Origin of the sequence: Pseudofrankia coriaricola, assembly GCF_001854805.1 — a bacterium.
GTDB lineage: Bacteria > Actinomycetota > Actinomycetes > Frankiales > Frankiaceae > Pseudofrankia.
The window spans coordinates 1-18,854 of record NZ_MBLO01000035.1 but is presented as its reverse complement, the minus strand read 5'-3'; the positions used below and the strand labels follow the sequence as shown (position 1 = coordinate 18,854).

17 protein-coding genes, 2 pseudogenes and 1 riboswitch are annotated in these 18,854 nt (G+C 70.7%); of the genes and pseudogenes, 8 read left to right on the top strand and 11 right to left on the bottom strand.

What is annotated here, in order from left to right; genetic code table 11:
- The first annotated feature begins 186 nt into the window (after positions 1–186).
- Positions 187–353, top strand: a riboswitch (cyclic di-AMP (ydaO/yuaA leader).
- Between the two features lie 61 nt (positions 354–414).
- The gene (locus tag BCD48_RS53245; RefSeq protein WP_241841548.1) at positions 415–672 is read right to left on the bottom strand and encodes a hypothetical protein; all 258 of its coding nucleotides are present in this window, start codon (positions 670–672) and stop codon (positions 415–417) included.
- On the opposite strand from BCD48_RS53245, the gene BCD48_RS53240 reads away from it, so the two are divergent.
- Positions 665–1,399 carry a C40 family peptidase gene (locus BCD48_RS53240; protein WP_241841547.1) on the top strand — a complete coding sequence of 245 codons (735 nt, stop codon included), beginning with the start codon at positions 665–667 and terminating at the stop codon, positions 1,397–1,399. The genes BCD48_RS53245 and BCD48_RS53240 overlap by 8 nt on opposite strands.
- A 99-nt stretch (positions 1,400–1,498) precedes the next feature.
- Here BCD48_RS53240 and BCD48_RS06130 read toward each other — a convergent pair whose 3' ends face one another.
- Together BCD48_RS06130 and BCD48_RS45600 are read right to left on the bottom strand one after the other, a co-directional pair.
- Positions 1,499–2,200 (bottom strand): class I SAM-dependent methyltransferase, encoded by a 702-nt coding sequence (locus tag BCD48_RS06130; protein WP_071047325.1) that lies wholly within the window; start codon positions 2,198–2,200, stop codon positions 1,499–1,501.
- 213 nt (positions 2,201–2,413) lie between these two features.
- Complete coding sequence (locus BCD48_RS45600; protein ID WP_241841546.1) at positions 2,414–2,770, bottom strand: methyltransferase family protein; 357 nt, start codon at positions 2,768–2,770, stop codon at positions 2,414–2,416.
- Positions 2,771–2,909: 139 nt separating this feature from the next.
- On the opposite strand from BCD48_RS45600, the pseudogene BCD48_RS06120 reads away from it, so the two are divergent.
- Positions 2,910–4,572, top strand: a pseudogene (locus tag BCD48_RS06120) (copper-translocating P-type ATPase).
- Positions 4,573–4,737: 165 nt separating this feature from the next.
- Here the strand turns inward: BCD48_RS06120 and BCD48_RS06115 are convergent.
- From BCD48_RS06115 to BCD48_RS06100, 4 genes are all read right to left on the bottom strand, one after another.
- Positions 4,738–5,379, bottom strand: a complete 642-nt coding sequence (locus tag BCD48_RS06115) for a DUF305 domain-containing protein (protein WP_071047324.1) — start codon at positions 5,377–5,379, stop codon at positions 4,738–4,740.
- 249 nt (positions 5,380–5,628) lie between these two features.
- Complete coding sequence (locus BCD48_RS06110) at positions 5,629–6,141, bottom strand: hypothetical protein (RefSeq protein ID WP_131803813.1); 513 nt, start codon at positions 6,139–6,141, stop codon at positions 5,629–5,631.
- 94 nt (positions 6,142–6,235) lie between these two features.
- The gene (locus tag BCD48_RS06105; RefSeq protein WP_083418238.1) at positions 6,236–7,285 is read right to left on the bottom strand and encodes a C40 family peptidase; all 1,050 of its coding nucleotides are present in this window, start codon (positions 7,283–7,285) and stop codon (positions 6,236–6,238) included.
- Positions 7,286–7,743: 458 nt separating this feature from the next.
- A complete protein-coding gene (locus BCD48_RS06100) occupies positions 7,744–7,977 on the bottom strand; it encodes a TlpA family protein disulfide reductase (protein ID WP_071047322.1) in 234 nt (77 codons plus the stop codon).
- A gap of 754 nt (positions 7,978–8,731) precedes the next feature.
- Here BCD48_RS06100 and BCD48_RS56400 point away from each other — a divergent pair.
- The 5 genes and pseudogenes from BCD48_RS56400 to BCD48_RS06075 all read left to right on the top strand — a co-directional run bounded on the left by BCD48_RS56400 (position 8,732) and on the right by BCD48_RS06075 (position 13,781).
- Positions 8,732–9,307: an urease accessory protein UreH domain-containing protein gene (locus tag BCD48_RS56400; RefSeq protein WP_116271440.1), complete on the top strand. Its 576-nt coding sequence runs from the start codon at positions 8,732–8,734 to the stop codon at positions 9,305–9,307.
- 154 nt (positions 9,308–9,461) lie between these two features.
- On the top strand, positions 9,462–9,869 hold the full coding sequence (locus BCD48_RS06090) for a BlaI/MecI/CopY family transcriptional regulator (protein ID WP_083418237.1): 408 nt from the start codon (positions 9,462–9,464) through the stop codon (positions 9,867–9,869).
- The gene (locus BCD48_RS06085) at positions 9,866–10,825 is read left to right on the top strand and encodes a M56 family metallopeptidase (protein WP_071047321.1); all 960 of its coding nucleotides are present in this window, start codon (positions 9,866–9,868) and stop codon (positions 10,823–10,825) included. The genes BCD48_RS06090 and BCD48_RS06085 overlap by 4 nt, the downstream gene beginning before the upstream one ends.
- 197 nt (positions 10,826–11,022) lie before the next feature.
- Positions 11,023–12,876 carry a heavy metal translocating P-type ATPase gene (locus tag BCD48_RS06080; RefSeq protein WP_491677115.1) on the top strand — a complete coding sequence of 618 codons (1,854 nt, stop codon included), beginning with the start codon at positions 11,023–11,025 and terminating at the stop codon, positions 12,874–12,876.
- A gap of 128 nt (positions 12,877–13,004) precedes the next feature.
- Positions 13,005–13,781: pseudogene (locus BCD48_RS06075) on the top strand (DUF8832 domain-containing protein).
- Between the two features lie 424 nt (positions 13,782–14,205).
- On the opposite strand, the gene BCD48_RS06070 reads toward BCD48_RS06075, so the two are convergent.
- The 3 genes from BCD48_RS06070 to BCD48_RS06055 all read right to left on the bottom strand — a co-directional run bounded on the left by BCD48_RS06070 (position 14,206) and on the right by BCD48_RS06055 (position 17,806).
- Positions 14,206–15,669, bottom strand: coding sequence for an MDR family MFS transporter (locus tag BCD48_RS06070; protein WP_198543110.1), 1,464 nt, complete (start codon positions 15,667–15,669; stop codon positions 14,206–14,208).
- A complete protein-coding gene (locus BCD48_RS06065; protein ID WP_071047319.1) occupies positions 15,594–16,730 on the bottom strand; it encodes a PLP-dependent cysteine synthase family protein in 1,137 nt (378 codons plus the stop codon). Before BCD48_RS06065 ends, BCD48_RS06070 begins: the two co-directional genes overlap by 76 nt.
- Before the next feature lie 752 nt (positions 16,731–17,482).
- Complete coding sequence (locus BCD48_RS06055; protein ID WP_071047317.1) at positions 17,483–17,806, bottom strand: hypothetical protein; 324 nt, start codon at positions 17,804–17,806, stop codon at positions 17,483–17,485.
- A gap of 38 nt (positions 17,807–17,844) precedes the next feature.
- On the opposite strand from BCD48_RS06055, the gene BCD48_RS06050 reads away from it, so the two are divergent.
- A complete protein-coding gene (locus BCD48_RS06050; RefSeq protein ID WP_071047316.1) occupies positions 17,845–18,276 on the top strand; it encodes a WD40/YVTN/BNR-like repeat-containing protein in 432 nt (143 codons plus the stop codon).
- Between the two features lie 227 nt (positions 18,277–18,503).
- Here BCD48_RS06050 and BCD48_RS06045 read toward each other — a convergent pair.
- Positions 18,504–18,854, bottom strand: a 351-nt coding sequence (locus tag BCD48_RS06045) for a C40 family peptidase (protein ID WP_198543109.1), incomplete at its 5' end; no start/stop codon positions are given.

Below are 18,854 nucleotides of genomic sequence, written 5' to 3'. Positions count from 1 at the left end.
GACGCCCGCCTTGCCTGCCAGGGCCGCGGGTCGTCCCGGCTGTCGACTGCGGGGGTTCGTGGTCCGAGCAGTTCCGATGGCCGCAACCGGTGCCATCCACCCCACGCGACCTACTATGACGTGTAGTTGTTAGGCTGTGCCCGCTATCGCCGTCGGACCGAACGCCGAGTCCTGCCCCCGGTCCGGCGATCCCCTCCGACGCAGCCGGGGCAGGAGCGGGGGAACCACGTTCCACCGGGCGCCGCATCCCTCCAGCGGTGCCCTTGGGGTGAAGCCGGGCGTGATGGACACGGCCGGCCGGGCTCCCAGCCCGAACCCGACAGCTCACCTCGCAGGCGTCTGGGGAAGGTTTCACGTGCAGGCACGCGAACCACAAACGTCCGAACCAAGTCCCCCCACGGCCCGGCGCGGTCGTCACCGCGCGCGCGCCCGCTCGGGGACGCTGCTGGCTCGGACCTCGAGCCGCGCCACCGCCGCGGTGATCACCACGGGCACCGTGGCCGTGTCCGGGGTAGCGCTGGCTGGCTCCCTCGGCCCCGGCGCGACGGACACGGACACCGGAGCGCACCGGATCGCCGCGAACTCCCTGGGCGCGGCCTTGGGCACCGCGACGACTCCCTCCGCGGCCTCCACCTCCGGGTCGGCTCTGCCGGTCTCTTTCCATGTGCGCACGGCGGTCTCGCTGACGCCGGCCGTCCCGGACGTCACGGTGAACGCCGACGAGCCGGTCGAGGTCGGCTTCCGGTTCACCACCCGGAGCGGCGGCGCCCTCGCGGACCAGGACATCCTCGTCCAGGCGCTGTTCCCGAACGGCTGGACGACGTTCAAAGCACTGCGCACGGACGCGGGCGGCTACGCCAGCTACACGGCGCGGGTCCTGACGACCACCCAGATCAGGGCGACGTTCGCGGGCGGCCCGGAGCTGGACGCGGCGACCTCCGATGCCGCGGTCGTCCGGGTCCGCCCGGCGCCGCCCGCGACCGCCGCCCCGGTCGCCGCCCGCGGGCCCGCGGGCGAGACCGTCGCCGACGCGCCCACCGGCGCGACGACGATCGGGGAGAAGGCGGTGTACCTGGCATCACTACAGGCCGGCAAGCCGTATGTGTACGGAGCGGAGGGCCCGTACAACTTCGACTGCTCGGGGTTGATCCAGTACGTCTACAAGCAGCTCGGCATCACGCTGCCCCGTACAACCGATCAGCAGTTCGCGGCGACGACTCGGATTTCACGTGGCTCCGAACAGCCAGGGGATCTGATCTTCTTCGGCGAGCCGGGGTCGATCTACCACGAGGGCATCTACGCGGGCGACGGAAAGATCTGGGTCGCCCCGAAGAGCGGCGACGTGGTCAAACTCGAGACCATCTGGACCTCGTCCTACTACGTCGGCCGGGTGCGGTAGCCCCAGACGGGTGCCCGCGGCCGGTCCACCGTCCGGCCCGCGGGCACCCGCGGCGGCATCCGAGCGAGGACCCGTCGGTGATCGGTCCCTACGATGCGGTCATCCGGCCTCGTGCCCGGCCTCCTGCGCTTGGTGACCTGCGGCCGCGTCGTCGACGAGTGGCCGCTGGGCGCGGCCGAGGATGTGGGCGGTTGGCGGAAGGAACCGCAAGGGCCGGAAGGCGAACCGGTCGATCTCCTCGACGACGAAGCCGGCGGCGCGGATGGCCTCGGCCGTCCGGCGGTTCGGGTGGCAGCCACCGCCGCCCTTCGCCCACAGCGGCGTGATGAGATCTTCGGCCAGCCCTCCCAGTCGATGCTCGGACCGCACGTGTTCGTAGAACCGCAGCTGCCCACCCGGCCGAAGCACCCGGCGGACCTCGGCCAGCGCACTGGCCGGGTCGGGAACCGAGCAGAGCACCAGCGAGACCACCACGGCGTCGAACTCTCCGTCGCACCCAGGAAGCGCATCCGCCTGGCCGGCGATCACGCGCACCGGCACGGGCGCGTCCACCGCGGCCTGGCTGGCGAGTCCGCGCAGCCGGTCTTCGGGCTCGACCGCCACCACCTCGCGCACCTCCGGCGGGTAGTGGGCGAAGTTCGGCCCGTGGCCGGCCCCGAGCTCCAGCACCCGGCCTGCGAGTCCGGCGAGCAGACGGGCCCGGTGGGCGGCCGAGCCACGCCGGTCGGACTCGGCACTCATCCGTGGGTAGGACCGGGCGAACCGGGGATGCTGCAGGGCCGACAGATCGTTTCTCACCATTCACACCCCTCCCGCCGCGTCGTTCTTATTTCCCAGCCTGAGCCGCGCTGCGTCCGGACACCAGGCCACCAATCAGCCTGCTTGCCGACCAGGAAGAGGAGGCGGCGGTGCAGGTCGCGGAGTGGACCGCGGCACAGCCTGGCCGGAGCCGCCGAGTGGTGCTGTCAATGACAGGTGCGTCCTCGCGCTACTTAGAACGGGCGGTACCCGCTTCTACCGGCGGGAGGCGTGGTCGCCACGGGCGGGTGCCCGCGCCGCGGACGCGCCGTCATCGCGCCGGCCTGCGGCGGCGTCGGCATCCGTGACGTCAGTCCTGGTGAAGATCCGGCCGGCGCTCGCGCGACCATCGGCGTCAGGGCCGGTGCCCTCGGCGCCGCCGGTGCCCGTGTCGCCGTGACGGCGCCGTGGCAGGAACCCCGGAGTAGACGCGGCATAGGCCGCCCAGCGTTCGCCGAACCGCGCGGCCACCTCCCCTTCCTCGCTACGGGCCAGCCGAACGTAGACGGCGACCAGGATCGGGAACATGACCAGTGTGGGGATGGTCGGCCACTGCAGCAGGAAGCCGACCATGACGAGAAGGAGACCGTCGTACTGGGGATGTCGGACCCGGGCGTAGGGGCCGGTCGTGACGCTGACGGGCGGCGGCGAGGTCTTCTACGAGGCCGCGGCCCTGCTCGCCGCGTTCGTGCTGCTCGGCCACTGGTTCGAGATGCGCGCCCGCGGCGGCGCGAACGACGCGATTCGAGCCTTGCTCGAGCTCGCGCCCGAGCAGGCGCTCGTCGTACGTGACGGCGAGCCGGTCGCGGTGCCCACCGCCGAGGTCGTCGTCGGGGACCTGCTGCTGGTCCGCCCCGGTGCCAAGATCGCCGTCGACGGGGTGGTGGAGGCCGGCGAGTCGGACGTCGACGAGTCGATGGTGACCGGCGAGAGCCTGCCCGTGCACAAGGCGCCCGGCTCGGAGGTCATCGGGGCGACCGTCAACACCAACGGCACGCTGCGGGTCCGCGCGACCAAGGTGGGCGCCGACACGGCGCTGGCGCAGATCGTCGCGCTCGTCCAGGAGGCGCAGAACAGTAAGGCCCCCGGGCAGCGGCTGGCCGACCGCGCCGCGTTCTGGCTGGTGCTGGTCGCTCTGCTCGGCGGGCTTGGCACGTTGCTGGTCTGGCTGTTCGCGACCGGTCGACCGGCCCGCGAGGCGATTCTGTTCGCGATCACGGTCGTGGTCATCACCTGCCCGGACGCGCTCGGGCTCGCGACCCCGACCGTGATCATGGTGGGTACCGGTCTCGGGGCGCGGCGCGGCATCCTGTTCAAGAACGCCACCGCGGTCGAGTCCGCGGCCCGCATCGACACTGTGGTTCTGGACAAGACCGGCACCTTGACCAAGGGAGAGCCCGAGGTCACCGACGTCGTCGCCGCGGCCGGCGTCGCCGAGGATGACCTGCTGCGGCTCGCTGCGGCGGTGGAGCGCGAGTCCGAGCACCCCCTCGCCGCCGCGGTCGTCCGGCATGCCGATGCCCGCGGCCTGCCATCCGCGCCAGCAAGCGGATTCGTCAACGTGCCCGGGCACGGCGCCGTCGCCACGGTGGACGGTCACCGGGTCGCGGTCGGGAACCTGCGGCTGATGGCGCGGGAGGGCGTCGAGGCTGGCGAGCTGGGCGAACGCCGGGACAGGCTCGCCGCGGGTGGCCGGACCGCGGTGCTGGTCGCGGTGGACGGGAGGGCAGCCGGCGTTGTGGCGCTCGCGGACGCGCCCCGGCCGACCGCGGCCCAGGCGGTGCGCGCGCTGCAGGACGCCGGCGTCCAGGTTGTCATGCTCACCGGCGACGGCGCGGCGGATCGCCGAACAGCTCGGCATCGACACCGTTATCGCCGAGGTGCTCCCCGGTGACAAGGCCGCCAAGGTCGCCGAGCTGCGTCAGGCCGGACGGCGGGTGGCGATGGTCGGCGACGGCGTCAACGACGCCCCGGCACTGGCGGGCGCCGACCTGGGCATCGCGATCGGCGCCGGCACCGACGTGGCGATCGAGACCGCCGATGTGGTCCTGATGCGCTCTGATCCACTCGACGTGCCGGCCGCGCTGCTCATCGGCCGCGGCACGCTGCGCAAGATGCGCCAGAACCTCGGCTGGGCTGTCGGCTACAACGCCATCGCCCTGCCGATCGCCGCCGGCGTCTTCGAGCCTGCCACCGGGCTCACCCTACGGCCGGAGATCGCCGCCCTGGCCATGTCCGGCTCCAGCTTCCTCGTCGCCGTCAACGCCGTCCTTCTCAAGCGTCTGCGACTACCCCGCACGGTCGCCGTGCCTGGGCCGGCGACAGCGGTCTCCACCGTCACAGCCGAAGGCCCACCGGTTCTCCCGGCGAGGTAGGTCCTTCGACAGCGATGCCCACCGGTCGGTGAGATACGTTTTCGGTTCTTTTCGCCGGTGAATCGCGCTGTCGATACCGCAGACGGTGGCAATGGGAATCATGCCGCGCCGGTCGCGCCTGGGTGGTGGGATCCGGTCGGCGGAGCCCACCACCCAGACCAGTCGTCAGATCTTCTGGAGAAGCGTCTGCATGGTGGTGATCTCGGCGGTCTGGTTGGTCACGATCGCCCCGGCCAGCTGCTGGGCCGGGCCGTAGCGGCCGTCGCGCTGCTCGGTGGTCGCCATGGCGATCGCGCCCCGGTGGTGTTGGATCATCATGGTGAGGAACATCCGGTCAAAGTCGCGGCCGGAGGCGTTCTCCAGCATCGACATGTCCTCGTCGCTCATCATCCCGCCCGTCGAGGCACTGGGCGTGGCCATCGGCATCGACGACATGTCGCCGTGATCCATATCCATCCCGCCGCTGGCGCTGGGCGCAGCCGTTGGCTCACCCCAGCTGGTCAGCCAGCCGGTCATCGTCGTGATCTCCGGGGCCTGGGCCTCGCGGATCTTCTGGGCCAGTGCCTTCACGTCAGGCGAGGACGCCCGGGTGGGGGCGAGGTCCGCCATCTCGATGGCCTGCTGGTGATGCGGAATCATGCCCTGTGCGAACGCAACGTCCGCGGCGTTGTGATCTTCACTGGCGGTCATGCCCATCGAGCTCATGGAACCGCCGGAGCTGGCGCCGGCACCGGTCGAGGTGCCGCCGCACGCGGCGAGCACGACGACGGCCAGCACGGCACCGAGCAGCATGACGAGTCGCTTCATGAAATCCCTCGCAGGAGGTCGTCTGGATGTCCGTTCTCGGACGGGGACGCGTCATCGCCCGCGCATCCATGCCAGACAGGGGTCCGCCGCCCGACGTCATCCGCCGGACGCGCGGCGCGCGCCGTGTGACAGGCACAGGCACGAACGCCATGTGACGGGCAGGCAGCCAAGCCTGCTACGCGACCCACGATGTGGATCGCGGGCCGCGGCACGCCACGGATGGCCTTCAGCGCGAGCGTGGGCGTCGATTTACAGACGAAGCACACACAGGGCGGACAGTAACGGCCCAGTCGGCCGTGAGAGGTATCGGAGCCGGCCCCGACCGGCCGCGAGCGGTCCCGGCTGCGCCTCACCGCCGCGTACACCGACGAACAGCAACACCAGCAGCAGACCGGCGAACAGCACCACGGAGCGCAGCACCGCCAGGCACAGCTCACCCGTATGACCGTCATGGCCGGGAATGGCTGTCAGCGTCATGGCCGCGCCGGCCAGGCCCACATCGTGGTCAGCATGCTGGGTCGGGGCGGGATCCGGTGCCATCGAGACCAACAGCGCCGGCGCGGGCGGGGCCATGCCCACCTCGCCGCTGGCCGGCGCCATGCCGGCCCGGGACTCCATCATGATGCCAGCGCCGAGGTGAGTGCCCAGCCCGCCGTGCATCAGCAGGATCCCCAGCAGCACCGCGCCGACCAGCACCAGGCTGCGTACCCCGACACGGGGGACAGCCAGGAGACTGGCCGTGCGACGAGCTGGGCTGGTCACCGCCTCATCCTTCCAGATCCACACGGCGGCCACTGACGCGTCACGTGCGCAACAGCGATGTGCTGTTCTCGTCCGGGATGTCGGTCACAGAGATCTACAGCACGCGGCCGACCCAGTACGTAGACGTGTAGATCGGCTCCAGCTTCACGACGTCACCGGTCTGCGGTGCCGCCCACATATAGCCGTTGCCTGCGTAGATGGCCATGTGAGTGATGTTGTCGGGAGTGCCGAAGAACAGCAGATCTCCGGGCTGCTTGGCCGACTGCGGCACCCGCAGCGTCGCCTCGAACTGCTGCTGCGCGGTCCGGGGCAGGTAGCGGCCGAGCTGCTTGTAGACGTACTGGGAGAACCCGGAGCAGTCGAACGCGTACGGGCCCGTCGCACCCCACACATACGGCTTCCCCTTCAGCAGGGACGCCAGGTAGACCGCCTTGGCCCCGATCGTGCTGCCCGGGATGGCGGCCACCCCGGTGGGGCGGTTCGCGGTGGGGCTGGTGACGGTGACCGTGGCGGCGGCGGCCACCGACGGGCGCAGCGTGGCCCCGCCGTCGAAGACCGCCGTGACCGTGGTGGTCGACAGCAGCCGCGCGCTGATCCGCGCCATCCCCTCGTCGTCGGTCCGCAGCGTCGCACTCCTGGACCAGCGTGTTCCGGCGACGACGACGACGTTCACCTCCTCGCCCGCGACCGGCGCTTCCGTCGTCGCGTCGCGGACGTGGATCGTGAACCGAGCCTCCGCGTTCGGGGCGATGGAGGACTTCTCGGCCTCGATCGTCGTGGTGGTGAAGTCGGGGATCGGGTTGGCGAGCGCCGCCGCGAGCGAGCCGGGAGCACGCTCGGCGGCCGGTGCGACATCGGCGCCGGCGCTGGCGCCGAACATCGCCGCCTGGGTGACCGGGGCGCTGCCGACCGGACCGGCGTCGCTACCGGTGGTCGTGACCGTCGCGGCAAAGCTGGCAGTCGAGACCGCAAGGCCGCTGGTTGTCAGGGCCGCGATCGCGGCTACCCGGTTCTGCCGCCGCGTCAGGCGAAGTGCCCAGCCCGCGGGACGTCGGACCGCCTCGGCCGGTGGCCGCCGGGGGCGATGACCATGCTGGGGCCAGGCCTCGCCCGCGGACGAACGGTCACTGTAGGGAGCAGGCAACGCACGTCCTTCCTTAGGTCCGCCATCGAGGCGGCGCGCCGGTCCCCGGTCCGGTCCCGTCTCGTTTCTAGGAGTTCGAGGACGGCGAGCACCGGCGGATCCGCGCGGGCTCGCCTCCCGCTCCCGCCCGGCCGCGATGTCCGAGATGCCGGACTCGAGGCAGGACTGGCGCGGCCCGGCGCTGCTGACCACGTCACCCTAGACCACTAGGATCCGTAGTAGATAGGGGCGGGTCACCTCAAACCGGCCGTTCCCCGCAGATAGGTACTTGGCGTAGTTTTCCTTGTGGAAGCGTCGATAGTCGCCCAGCCCGGCACGCGGGCTAGGGAAGCGAGCGGAAGCACTCCTACGATCGATCATCGTTCTTGCGGTCGCGGCGGAAGGCCGAGCACCTACCTGCACGCTCGGCCCGGCCTCTGTGGCCATCGGGTCAGTCGTCGGCTCCGCAAGCGGCCACGTCAGGACGTGGCTACAGATCGCCAGGAGTGACGGCATTGATGAACCGGTGCGGCGATGTGGCCCCGACGGTCCACGATCAGCGCGCTGGGGGCGATGGCGGGCGGCAAGGCCCGAAAGCCCGCCAGACAGGCGGCGGTCGAGTCGTACACGCTGGGATACGGCACGTGGTGATCGCCGATGAACGCCGTCGCCGTGGCCTGCGAGTCGCGGATGTCGATGCCGAGGAAGGCCACCCCGTAGGTGGGTCTGTGTTGTAGACGGCGACCAGCCCCGGGTCTCGGCACGGCACGGCGCGCACCAGGACGCCCAAACGTTGATGACCACAATCTGACCGCGCAGCGCCGCGAGGTCGACTCAGCCGTCCTACACCGCCGGGCCGGACAACGGTGGTGCCAGGGGACGACTCGGCGGCGCCAGCAGACCGGCGCTGCTCCGTGCCCGGGGAACGAAGTCCACCGCGCCCGAGACCCGGACGGAGCGGTTCGCGCACCCGGCGAGCCGCACAGCGCGAGCGCGGTGACCACGGGGACGATCCGGCGATACGCGGGTCTACTATGCGCGATAGTTTCCTGTCTTCCTACGGCCCGTCGAAGACGGTCGTGGGAGGGGAACGTGCGCCGCGACGGGAGGGCAAGGTGAACGAATGCTGCTAGCGGCAGGTAGCGGCGTGGGGTCGGTGGTGACCTCGGGATCCTTGTTGCTCGCGCTTCCGATCGCGGTCGCGGCGGGGGTGGTCTCGTTCGCGTCGCCGTGCTGCCTGCCCCTGGTCCCTGGCTACCTGTCGTATGTGACCGGGGTGAGTGGCGCCGAGGCCCGCCAGCCCCATCAGGCTGAGACTGTCCCGGCCAGTCCACCCGCGGCGGTGGGCAGGTCACCGCCGCCGCGAACGGGTCCACCAGAGGCGGTCTAGCCGTCGCCGCCGTGCCGGTGGAGGCCGCGTCAGCGGCGGTCGTGACCTCGTCGGGGCGGTCGTGGTATCGCAGCCGCATGCTGGCCGGGAGTGTGCTGTTCGTCCTGGGGTTCTCGGCCGTCTTCGTCAGCTACGGCGCCGCGTTCGGCGGCGCGGGCCGACTCCTTGTGATCCACCAGCAGGTGATCAGCCAGGTGCTGGGCGGCCTGACGATCCTGCTTGGACTGATGTTCGCCGGGCCGCTGGAATGGCTGCCGCTGGCGGGCCGCACAGTTCGGGTCCGCTATCGGCCGGCGGCGGGGTTGGCCGGCGCGCCCCTGCTGGGGGTGTTATTCGGCATCGGCTGGACTCCGTGCATCGGCCCGACCCTGGCCGCGGTGCTCACCCTGTCCTTCAACACCGGCACCGCCGGGCGGGGAGCGTTGCTGTCGTTCGCCTACAGCCTGGGCCTCGGACTGCCTTTTGTCGCCGCCGGGGTGGCGTTCGACCGGGCCGTGCGGGTGTTCGCGGCGGTCCGGCGTCATTCGGCTGCCATCATGCGCGTCGGCGGGATCATGCTCGTCGCCGTCGGTGTGCTGCAGGTCAGCGGCCTGTGGACGGGGTTGATAGCCCAGATGCAGGGGCTGATCAGCGGGTTCCAGGCGCCGTTGTAGGCACATCCCGCGACCGCCGGCGGGAGCGCGAGGCGAACGCCCGCGTCCACAGTCCCGCCGGATGAACTACGATGAGCGATCGTAGGTCGCTGCGCGACGCGTCGACGCGCGGGCGGCGGTGGATCAGGGCTGTGATGCCGAGCAGGGGCAGGGCGTGCGAGGACTAGGTGACCTGGAAGCCGTGGTCATGGATCGGCTGTGGTCGGCGCCCGGCCCGCTGACCGTGCGGGCCGTCTACGAACAACTGCGGGAGCAGCGGCAGATCGCCTACACCACGGTCATGACGGTGATGGACAACCTGCACCGCAAGGGCTGGCTGCACCGTGCACTCGCCGGGCGGGCCTACCGGTACGAACCGACCCGCTCCCGGGAGATGCACAGCGCCGAGGTGATGAGTGAAGCGCTCGCGGACAGCGTCGACCGGGCGGCGACGCTGATGCACTTCGTCGAGCAGATGTCGCCCGAGGAAGCCCAGCTGCTACGCGACGTGCTCGCTCGCGCCGGCCGGGCCAGCGGCAGTCTGGACGCCAGCGGTGAGACCTCCGTAGGAGGAGCCGTATGAGAGCCGCCGTCCCGCTGCTCGTCTACGCGACGCTGCTCGCCACCGCCGTCCCCCGGCTGTTGGTCGGTGTCTCCTGGGCCGACCGGGCGCCGCGCCTGGCGATCTGCCTGTGGCAGGCGCTGTCGGTGTCGGTACTGGCCGCGACCGGGCTGGCCGGGCTCGCGCTGGCGGTCCCCACGGCGAAGATCAGCGGCGACATCGCAGAGCTGCTGCGCGCCTGCGTGATGTCGCTGCGCGCGTCGTACGCGACACCAGGCGGGGCCGTGGTCGCCGGCGCAGGGCTGACGCTCACAACGGTCCTGATGCTGAGGGTCGGCTCCTGCGCCGTGGCCGGGCTGGTCCGCGCCGGCCGGGCCCGACGCGCCCATGCCGCCAAGCTGGCCATCCTGGCCCGGCCAGCACCCGGCCTAGACGCCGTCGTGATCCCCCACCCGGCCGCTGCGGCGTACTGCCTGCCGGGCCGTGCCCGGCAGGTCGTGCTCACCACCACCGCGCTGGAGACCCTAAGCGTCGACCAACTGCACGCGGTGCTCGCCCACGAGCGGGCCCATCTGACCGGGCGGCACCACCTCGTTGTCGCCGGCGCGGACGCATTCGCCCGGGCGTTCCCCACCGTGCCGCTGTTCACCGCGGCCCGTGCCGAACTCGCCCGACTGGTCGAGCTGGCCGCCGACGACGCCGCCTCCCGCCAACATGAACGCCTGTCGGTGGCCGCCGCGCTGGTGGCGCTGGCCGGCGGAGGCAGCCCCGACACCGGCCTCGCCGCCGGCGGGCCAACCGCGCTGGGACGGGTCCGCCGCCTGCTGCAGCCCGCCCGCCCCCTCGGCACCGCCCGCACCATGCTCGGAGCCGTGCTGGTCGCCGCCGTGCTGGTCACGCCCGTCGCCGTGGCCGCCGGACCAATACTGGCCGTCACGCACGCCCTCTACTGCCCGCTCACCCTGCCGGTCAGCTGACCGCGGAGAGGGCGTCGGCCGGTGACGGACCCCAGCCCGGACGGAACAATCCGCTTCTTGCGCGTCAGCCCGGACGGGATGATCCGTTCGACTACTGGCAGTGGGCGGCCCTGCAGCTGGCGACTCCGGTGGTGTTCTGGGCTGGCTGGCCGTTCCATCGGGCTGCCTGGACCAACCTGCGGCATGGTGCCGCCACCATGGACACGTTGATCTCCCTGGGCACACTGGCCGCCTGGTGCTGGAGCGTCGTCGCGCTGTTCCTGCTGGACGCGGGCATGCCCGGGATGCGGATGGGCTTCCAGGTGGTCCTCGACCGCGACGCCGCGACCGACCACATCTACCTGGAAGCCGCCGGCGTCGTGACCACCCTGATCCTGGCCGGGCGATACTTCGAGGCCAGGGCCAAGCGGCGCGCCGGAGCGGCACTGCGAGCCCTACTGGCACTCGGCGCGAAAGACGTCGCGGTGCTCGACGCCGACGGCGCCGAGCACCGGGTCGCGGTCGGCGAGCTGCGCGTAGACGACCGGTTCGTCGTGCGGCCCGGCGAGAAGATCGCGACCGACGGGCTCGTCGAGGAGGGCTCGTCGGCGGTGGACCAGTCACTGCTGACCGGCGAGTCCGTGCCGGTGGAGAAGGGCCCGGGCGACGACGTCGTCGGGGCGACCGTCAACGCCGGCGGCCGGCTGGTCGTACGGGCAACCAAGGTCGGCGCCGACACGGCGCTGGCGCAGATCGCCCGGCTGGTCGCGGACGCGCAGAGCGGGAAAGCGCCCGTGCAGCGCCTTGCGGACCGGATCAGCGGGATCTTCGTACCGGTCGTGCTGGTCCTGGCGGCGGCGGCGCTCGGCGCGTGGCTCGCGGCCGGCGCGAGCGTGGCGTTCGCGTTCTCCGCCGCGGTCGCCGTGTTGATCATCGCCTGCCCGTGCGCGCTGGGTCTGGCTACCCCGACCGCGCTACTGGTCGGCACCGGCCGCGGCGCTCAGCTGGGTCTGCTCATCAAGGGGCCCGAAGTGTTGGAGTCGACCCGACGGGTCGACACGATCGTCCTGGACAAGACCGGGACCGTCACCACCGGTGAGCTGCGCGTCGTGGATGTCGTCCTGACCGACGGGGCCACGCGGGCGGACGTGCTGCGGCTGGCCGGAGCCGTGGAGGACGCCTCGGAACATCCGATCGGCCGGGCGATCGCTCGGGTGGCTCGGGCCGAGGTCGGTTGGCTGCCGGTGCCTGAGTCGTTCGCCAACCGGCAGGGGCTCGGCGTCGAAGGCGTCGTCGACGGCCACGCCATCGCCGTCGGGCGGCCATCCCTGCTGGCCGACTGGGCGATGCCACTGCCGCCCGAGCTGGAACGGGCCCGCCAGCAGGCTGCGCTGGCGGGACAGACCGCGATCGCCGCCGGCGGGGACGGCACCGTCAGGGCACTATTCGTCCTCGCCGACACGGTCAAGCCAACCAGCAGCGAAGCAGTCGAGGCGCTCAAGGCCCTCGGCCTTCGGTCGGTCCTGCTCACCGGCGACAACGCCGCCACCGCCCGCACGGTCGCCGGCCAGCTCGGCATCGACGAGGTCATCGCCGACGTCCTGCCGGCCGACAAGGTGGCCGCCGTCAAGCGGCTGCAAGCCGAGGGCCGGATCGTCGCGATGGTCGGCGACGGTGTCAACGACGCGCCCGCGCTCGCGCAGGCCGACCTGGGCCTGGCCATCGGCACCGGCACCGACGTCGCGATCGAGGCCAGCGACCTGACGCTCGTCTCCGGCGACCCGCGCGGCGCCGCTGACGCCATCCGGCTGTCCCGCCGCACGCTGCGGACCATCAAGGGCAACCTGTTCTGGGCCTTCGCCTACAACGTCGTCCTCATACCGGTGGCGTTCCTCGGCTACCTCAACCCGCTGTTCGCCGGCGCCGCGATGGCCGCCAGCTCCCTGTTCGTCGTCTCCAACTCGCTACGCCTACGCCGCTTCAGTGCGGCGTGGGCGGGGAAGCCCGACCCCGTGGCCCGACCGGCCGCCTCCGGGAGCACCACCGGATCACCGGCGTCCTTGTCCTCATAGTCGACGGCGCCAGTCCGGCGTCCGCGTAGCTCCTGGACCCTCGGTGAGCGAGACGATCAGGCCAGTCGAGATGTCGTGGGCGACGATTCCGGAACCCTGCCAGCTCGGCTGGATCGACGTCGTCCGCCATGGTCTCCATGCCGGCGGGCTCCGTGTCCGGCACCGGTGCCGGCATGGGCAACATGGCCTCGGGCGACGGGCTCGCCGCCGAGGCCAGCGGCCTGCGGTTCGTCCCGGCGGTGACCTCGTTGCCGGCCAACCGGCCCAGCGTGTTCCGGTTCCAGATCCGCGTCGCAGACGGGACGCCGGTGACCTCCTTCCAACCGGACCAGACCAAGCTCATGCACCTCTACCTGGTCCGGTCCGACCTCACCGGCTTCCAGCACGTCCACCCGACCATGGCCAGCGACGGCACCTGGACCGCCGACCTGGCCGGCACGCCAGCCGGCACCTATCGGGTGTACACCTCGTTCATCACCCGCGTCGGCGGCACGAACGCCCCCCTGGTCCTCAGCCAACCAGTCACCGTCCCCGGAACGGCTGCCACCGTCCCGCTACCGGCAGCGGCGACCAGCGCCACCGTCGACGGCTACACCCTCACCGTCTCCGGTGACAAGCCGATGGCCGGGATGACGCACATGCTCACCGTCACCGTGACGAAGGACGGGAATCCGGTCACCGACCTGCAGCCCTACCTCGACACCTAGGCCCACCTGACCGCCATCCACGCCAGCGACCAGGCCTTCGCCCACTTCCACCCGCAGGACAGCGTCAACGGGGACCACGGCGGCCCGGCCCTGTCGTTCGAGGCGAATCTGCCGAAGTCCGGCAGCTGGCGACTGTTCCTGCAGTTCCAGACTGCCGGCAACCTGCACGCCGCCGCGATGACCATCACTGTCGGATAGGACCTCGAGGCCACTACCGGCTCATACCTGGCCAGGCAGCGGGTCCCCGTTCGGCAACGGGCGGGGACCACCATCCGTCAGCCAGCGATGGTCTCGGCCTCGTCAGTGCACGTGCGCCCGCCCGTCACCTGCGCCTTCCGCACGGTACGAGCATGACGACCCACGCGCCGCCGCGCCCTCAGCAGCGACGGTCAGCAATGCTGCCACCCACAAGGGCGGTACCGGTCGGGCCAACGGCAGTGGCCCGAGCGCCGCCGCGGGCCGCGAGGTAGGCGGCCAGCCGCATCTGGCCCGGACCGGTCGCGCAGGTCCCGCAAATAACTGTTCTTCCGCCGGATCCGAGAGAGATCACGCGGAAAAATCATCTGTACGCCATCTCAGCGTACGTGGCCTACGGTGGCAGCGGGCGGCCTACCGATCGTCGTCATCCCGCTCGGCTGGCACTTCTTGGTCGTGATGTCTCGGGTTTCACGGTCACACCTTGTGGTGGAGCGAGGCGGCCGGCACGGTCAAGCCGGTGGACTGAGGTCGCGCAAAGCCCACCGGTGAGCGCAAGAATGATCCACGGTAGCGCGGAGATCCCGATGTTCCTCCCGGCGTCGAGGGCGGCGCCGGTAAGCAGGTTTCCCGCGGCGATTCCTATCCCGGAGAGCGTGTTGTAGAGGCCATAGTAGGTGCCCATCATGCGATCGCCGCCGAGTGTCACGATGGTGGCCATCTCGAACGGATAGACGAGCATGGTTGCCACTGCCAGGAGCGCGGACGCGGTCAGCACTGGCACCATCGCCAGCGCTTGGGCCGGAAGCGACCGGGCGGACGCTTCCGCCCCGTGCTGGTCGAAGGAAGCGGATAGCACGAGCGGGAGGAATGCCAGGCCCATGAGGATCAGTCCTCTGCTCATCGCCTGGCCGGGGGTCCAGCGGGCTTTCACCCATGTGGTGAGCCGAACCTGACCGGCCACGGTGAGCAGGCCAGAAAGGACAAACAGCAGCGTTACCCCGGTCTCGCTGCCGGTCGCGCGTCTGACCTCGATCGGAAGCCCCAGGTAGACCTGGAAGGTCAACACGTACGACCCGATCATCGCCAGAGCGAAAAGCAGGAACGACTGGTTGGCTAGTACGACACGCCAGGACCGGATAATGGACAGTGGCGCCTCGCCGCCGCGGCCGGTGTGAGAAACCTTGCTGTTCGTTTCCCTGTCGCCGGCTGGTTCAGGACCGGCGATGTTCGGGCTTTCGTTTCGGGTCCGCGCTGGCAGCGCCCGAGCTTGCAGGACGGTCAACAACAGAAACACCGCGGCGGCCACGGCGCACACGAGCGTGAAGTCGATCGCCAGCAGAGCGAGCCCGATCAGCGGACCGAGCAGGATCCCGAGCTGGTAGAAGATATTGAACACCGCGAACGCGTCGACCCGGCGTTCGCCCGCCTCTGCTGCCACGTAGGCGCGTACCGCGGGGTTGAACAGAGCTCCAGCGAAGCCCGTCAGGGCGGACGCGATGATCAATACGGGGATGGTCTCGGCGAAGCCGAGGAGCGCGAAACCGGCGGTGCGCAGCGCCAGTCCGGCGAGGATCATCGGCTTGTAGCCGAAGCGGTCGGCGAGGCTTCCGCCGAGCAGGAACAGTCCTTGCTGGCTGAGGTTGCGGACTCCGAGCACGAATCCGACCAGCCAGGCCGCGAGCCCGAGCGTCACCGATAGGTAGCTCGCCAGGTAGGGCATGAGCATGTAGAAGCCGATGTTGATGCCCAGTTGGTTGATGAGCAGGAGCCGGATCGGGCGGTCGAAGGACCGGATCTGGCTCCAGGTCCCTGTCATCGCTGCGCTGCCCGGCAGCCCACAAGCTCGGGATGCGACAGCGGGTCGACCACCCGGGCGCAGCGGGTCCACCGGCGCACGACCCGGTCGGCTGGATGGTCGAGCACATCGGGGTTCCAGGCGGGCACCACGTCCAACAGCTGGTGCTCGGCGCAGTAGTCATTGTCATAGATACTGTTCCAGTAACGCTGTGGCCCGTCCGGGAAGATCGCGACGATGCGGGTGTCGGACGATGTGCCCCGGCTGAGCCAGGATGCCACCAGGGCGACAGCGCCCACGCTCCATCCGCCAGTCGCGAACCGTGTGGCGGCCAGTCGCCGGCAGGCCCAGACAGCCTCGCCGGGCGCTACCCAGTGGACTTCACTGAAGGCGTCGTACGCGACGTTGCGCGGGTAGATGCTGCTGCCGAGGCCACGCATCAGCCGGGCCCCTGCGGGCTGCCCGAAGATCGTCGAGGCGATGGTGTCCACACCGACCAGCCGCAGGTCGGGGAAGGAATCCCGCAGGACGCGGGAGACGCCCGCGCTGTGTCCGCCGGTGCCGACGCTGCACACGAGGACGTCCACACGTCCGATCTGCTCGATCAGCTCCAGCGCGAGTCGCTCGTAGGCGGCCACGTTGTCGGGGTTGTGGTACTGGTCGGGACAGTAGGCGCCGGGATGCTCGTCAAGCAGGGCCTGGACGCGGTCTCGCCGGGCCTGCTGCCATCCGCCAGTGGGGTGTGGCCGCTCGACAATGTCGATCTGCGTGCCGTAGGCGACCAGCAGGCGGTGCAGGATCGGCTCCATGCCGGGGTCGGTCACGAGCGTGACCGGGTGGCCGTACGTGATTCCGGCGAACGCGAGGCCGAGTCCCATGGTCCCACTGGTCGACTCGATGACGGGCCGGCCGGGAGCGAGCTCGCCGCGTCGTCGAGCGCACGCCACCATGTGCAGGGCGGGTCGGTCCTTGATCCCACCCGGGTTGTGACCTTCGAGCTTGGCCCAGAACCCGCCTGTGCCCCCGAAGCAGACGTCGGGGATCCAGAGCACCGGCGTGTTGCCGACCACGTCGGCAAGGGAACGTGTCGCCGGGGGCGCGCCTGCCGGACGCGTCAGGACGGGTGTGCGGGCAGCGACAGAGGCATATGTCATCGTGGCGTTCCTTCGAGGCTGATGCCCGTGCGTGCATGGCGTCAGCGGCGACGGTCGGCGGCGGCACCGGACGGAGCCCTACGAGGCACCGTCTACGGGGATGAGCCAGTACCGGACCGCGCCGCTGCGCGCCCGCCGATCAGACGACGAAGCACGGTGTTAGCGGCTAGGTGACAGAAGAGAAGATCGCTACCCGTCGATCAGTTTCGAAGTACGCATATCCGCATGAAGAGCCCGCGCGTGACCGCGTGAACGCGACCGCGGTGATACGCCGGTCCCGGCCTGGCGCCGGTAGCCGCCCACAGGACCGGCACCACGGCCAGCCCCAGCAGCACGACGACCGGAGAGGCTGGAGCCACGGCATCCAATCGTGCCGGGAGGATGAACTGAGAAGGGCAACCGACCACCAGATGGTCTTGGCCGGGCCAGAGCATCGGGGACGGTGGCTGGATCTCCGGGGAGTCCGCGGCGACCGAAGGCTCGCCGGCGTGCGCCTCGGGCGTGACGTCCGGCGCGCTCAAGGCGACCGCGGTGCGAGGGTGGTGGTCTGCTGGCAGCCCGTGGGACTCATGGACGGCGCACAGGATTCCGTGGACCACGATGGCCGCGATAAGAGCGAGCAGAGCGAGCGCCGCGACTCTGTGCGACCTCGACGTCGTGTTCCCGCAGGCCAGGTCCACACGTCCCACGCTAGCCCACGCTCGACGTTCAAGCGATTACGGAGAGTCGCGAATGGAGTGCTGTCCGGGCCGCTACCGGTCAGGGTTCGTCGGGGTCGGGTAAACGAAGCTCCGGATAATCAGATGTTTGGGGGCAGCGAGCACCTCATGGACGATCTTCCCATCGGGGGCAAGGGTGAGTTCGATCTGGAGGCCCTCGGCGGGGTAGGCCAAGGCCAGCCGGGTCTGCCCGGCGGTGACGCCGAGACGGGTGGTGACTGGGGCTTGGCCAGTGCCATAGGGTTCGCTGTCCAGGAACCGGGTGCCGGACAGGGACAGCACGGACGGGGTGCCCAGGCCGCGGCTGGTGTCGCTGGTGACCCGCTCGTGCAGGCTGAACTGGCCCACCTGCCGCATGGCGGCAACCGCTTGGCGCAGCAGGTCCGGGTCCGGACTTGGCGGCCAGGCCACCGCCAGACTCGCCCTCCCACCGGTCCAGCTGGGCGACCGGCGCGCGCATCGCCGCCGCCGACATCGCCGCCAGCCCCACCGACCGCACCCTGCTGCTCGCCACCACCGAACGGGGCGTCGCCACCAGCACCGACGGCGGGCGGACCTTCGCACCGCCGCGCAGCTCCACCGTGCAGCTGTTTCTCGCCTGGCCGGCGGCCAGCGCCCTCTACGGGCTGGACCTGACCGGCATGCTCAGCGTGAGTGCCGACGCCGGCGCCACCTGGAAGCGGGTCTCCACCATCCCCGGCGGCGGACCGCAGGCGTTCACCGCCGTCGACGAAGGCCACCTGCTCGCCGCCACCAGCGACGGCATCTACGAATCCCGCGACGCCGGTGCCACCTTCACCCGGATCCTCCCACTGGCCGAAGGCTGACAGGCACTACCGCACGCTCAGACGGGGTGGCCGTCTCCGGAGAACCCGGGACTTCACCCAACACGATCATCTGCTTGTTGGCGGCGCCAGCGAGGAGGTTGATCACATCCCGGCTCGCGGTAACAGCGGCGAATGCACCGATCGTGGCGCACTCCGCCAGCTCCTCCGCTCTTCCGACGGTCCGCGGGCGGCATGCCCGCGGCGTCGAGCCGGCCGCTCCCGGGCCCTTATAGGACGCGGCCGACGTAGTAACGGCTGGTGTAGATCGGCTCGTACTTGACGACGTCGCCGCTCTGGGGAGCGGCCCACATGTAGCCGTTGCCGGCGTAGATGCCCATGTGGGTGATGTTGTCGGGGGTGCCGAAGAAGATCAGATCGCCGGGTTGTTTGGCGGACTGCGGGACGTGGATCGTCGCGTTGTACTGCTGCTGGGCGGTGCGTGGCAGGTAGCGGCCCAGCTGCTTGTAGATGTACTGCGCGAAGCCGGAGCAGTCGAAGGCGTTGGGGCCGGTCGCGCCCCACACGTAGGGCTTGCCGGCCTGCAGGGACGCGAGGTAGACGGCCTTTTCGCCGATGGT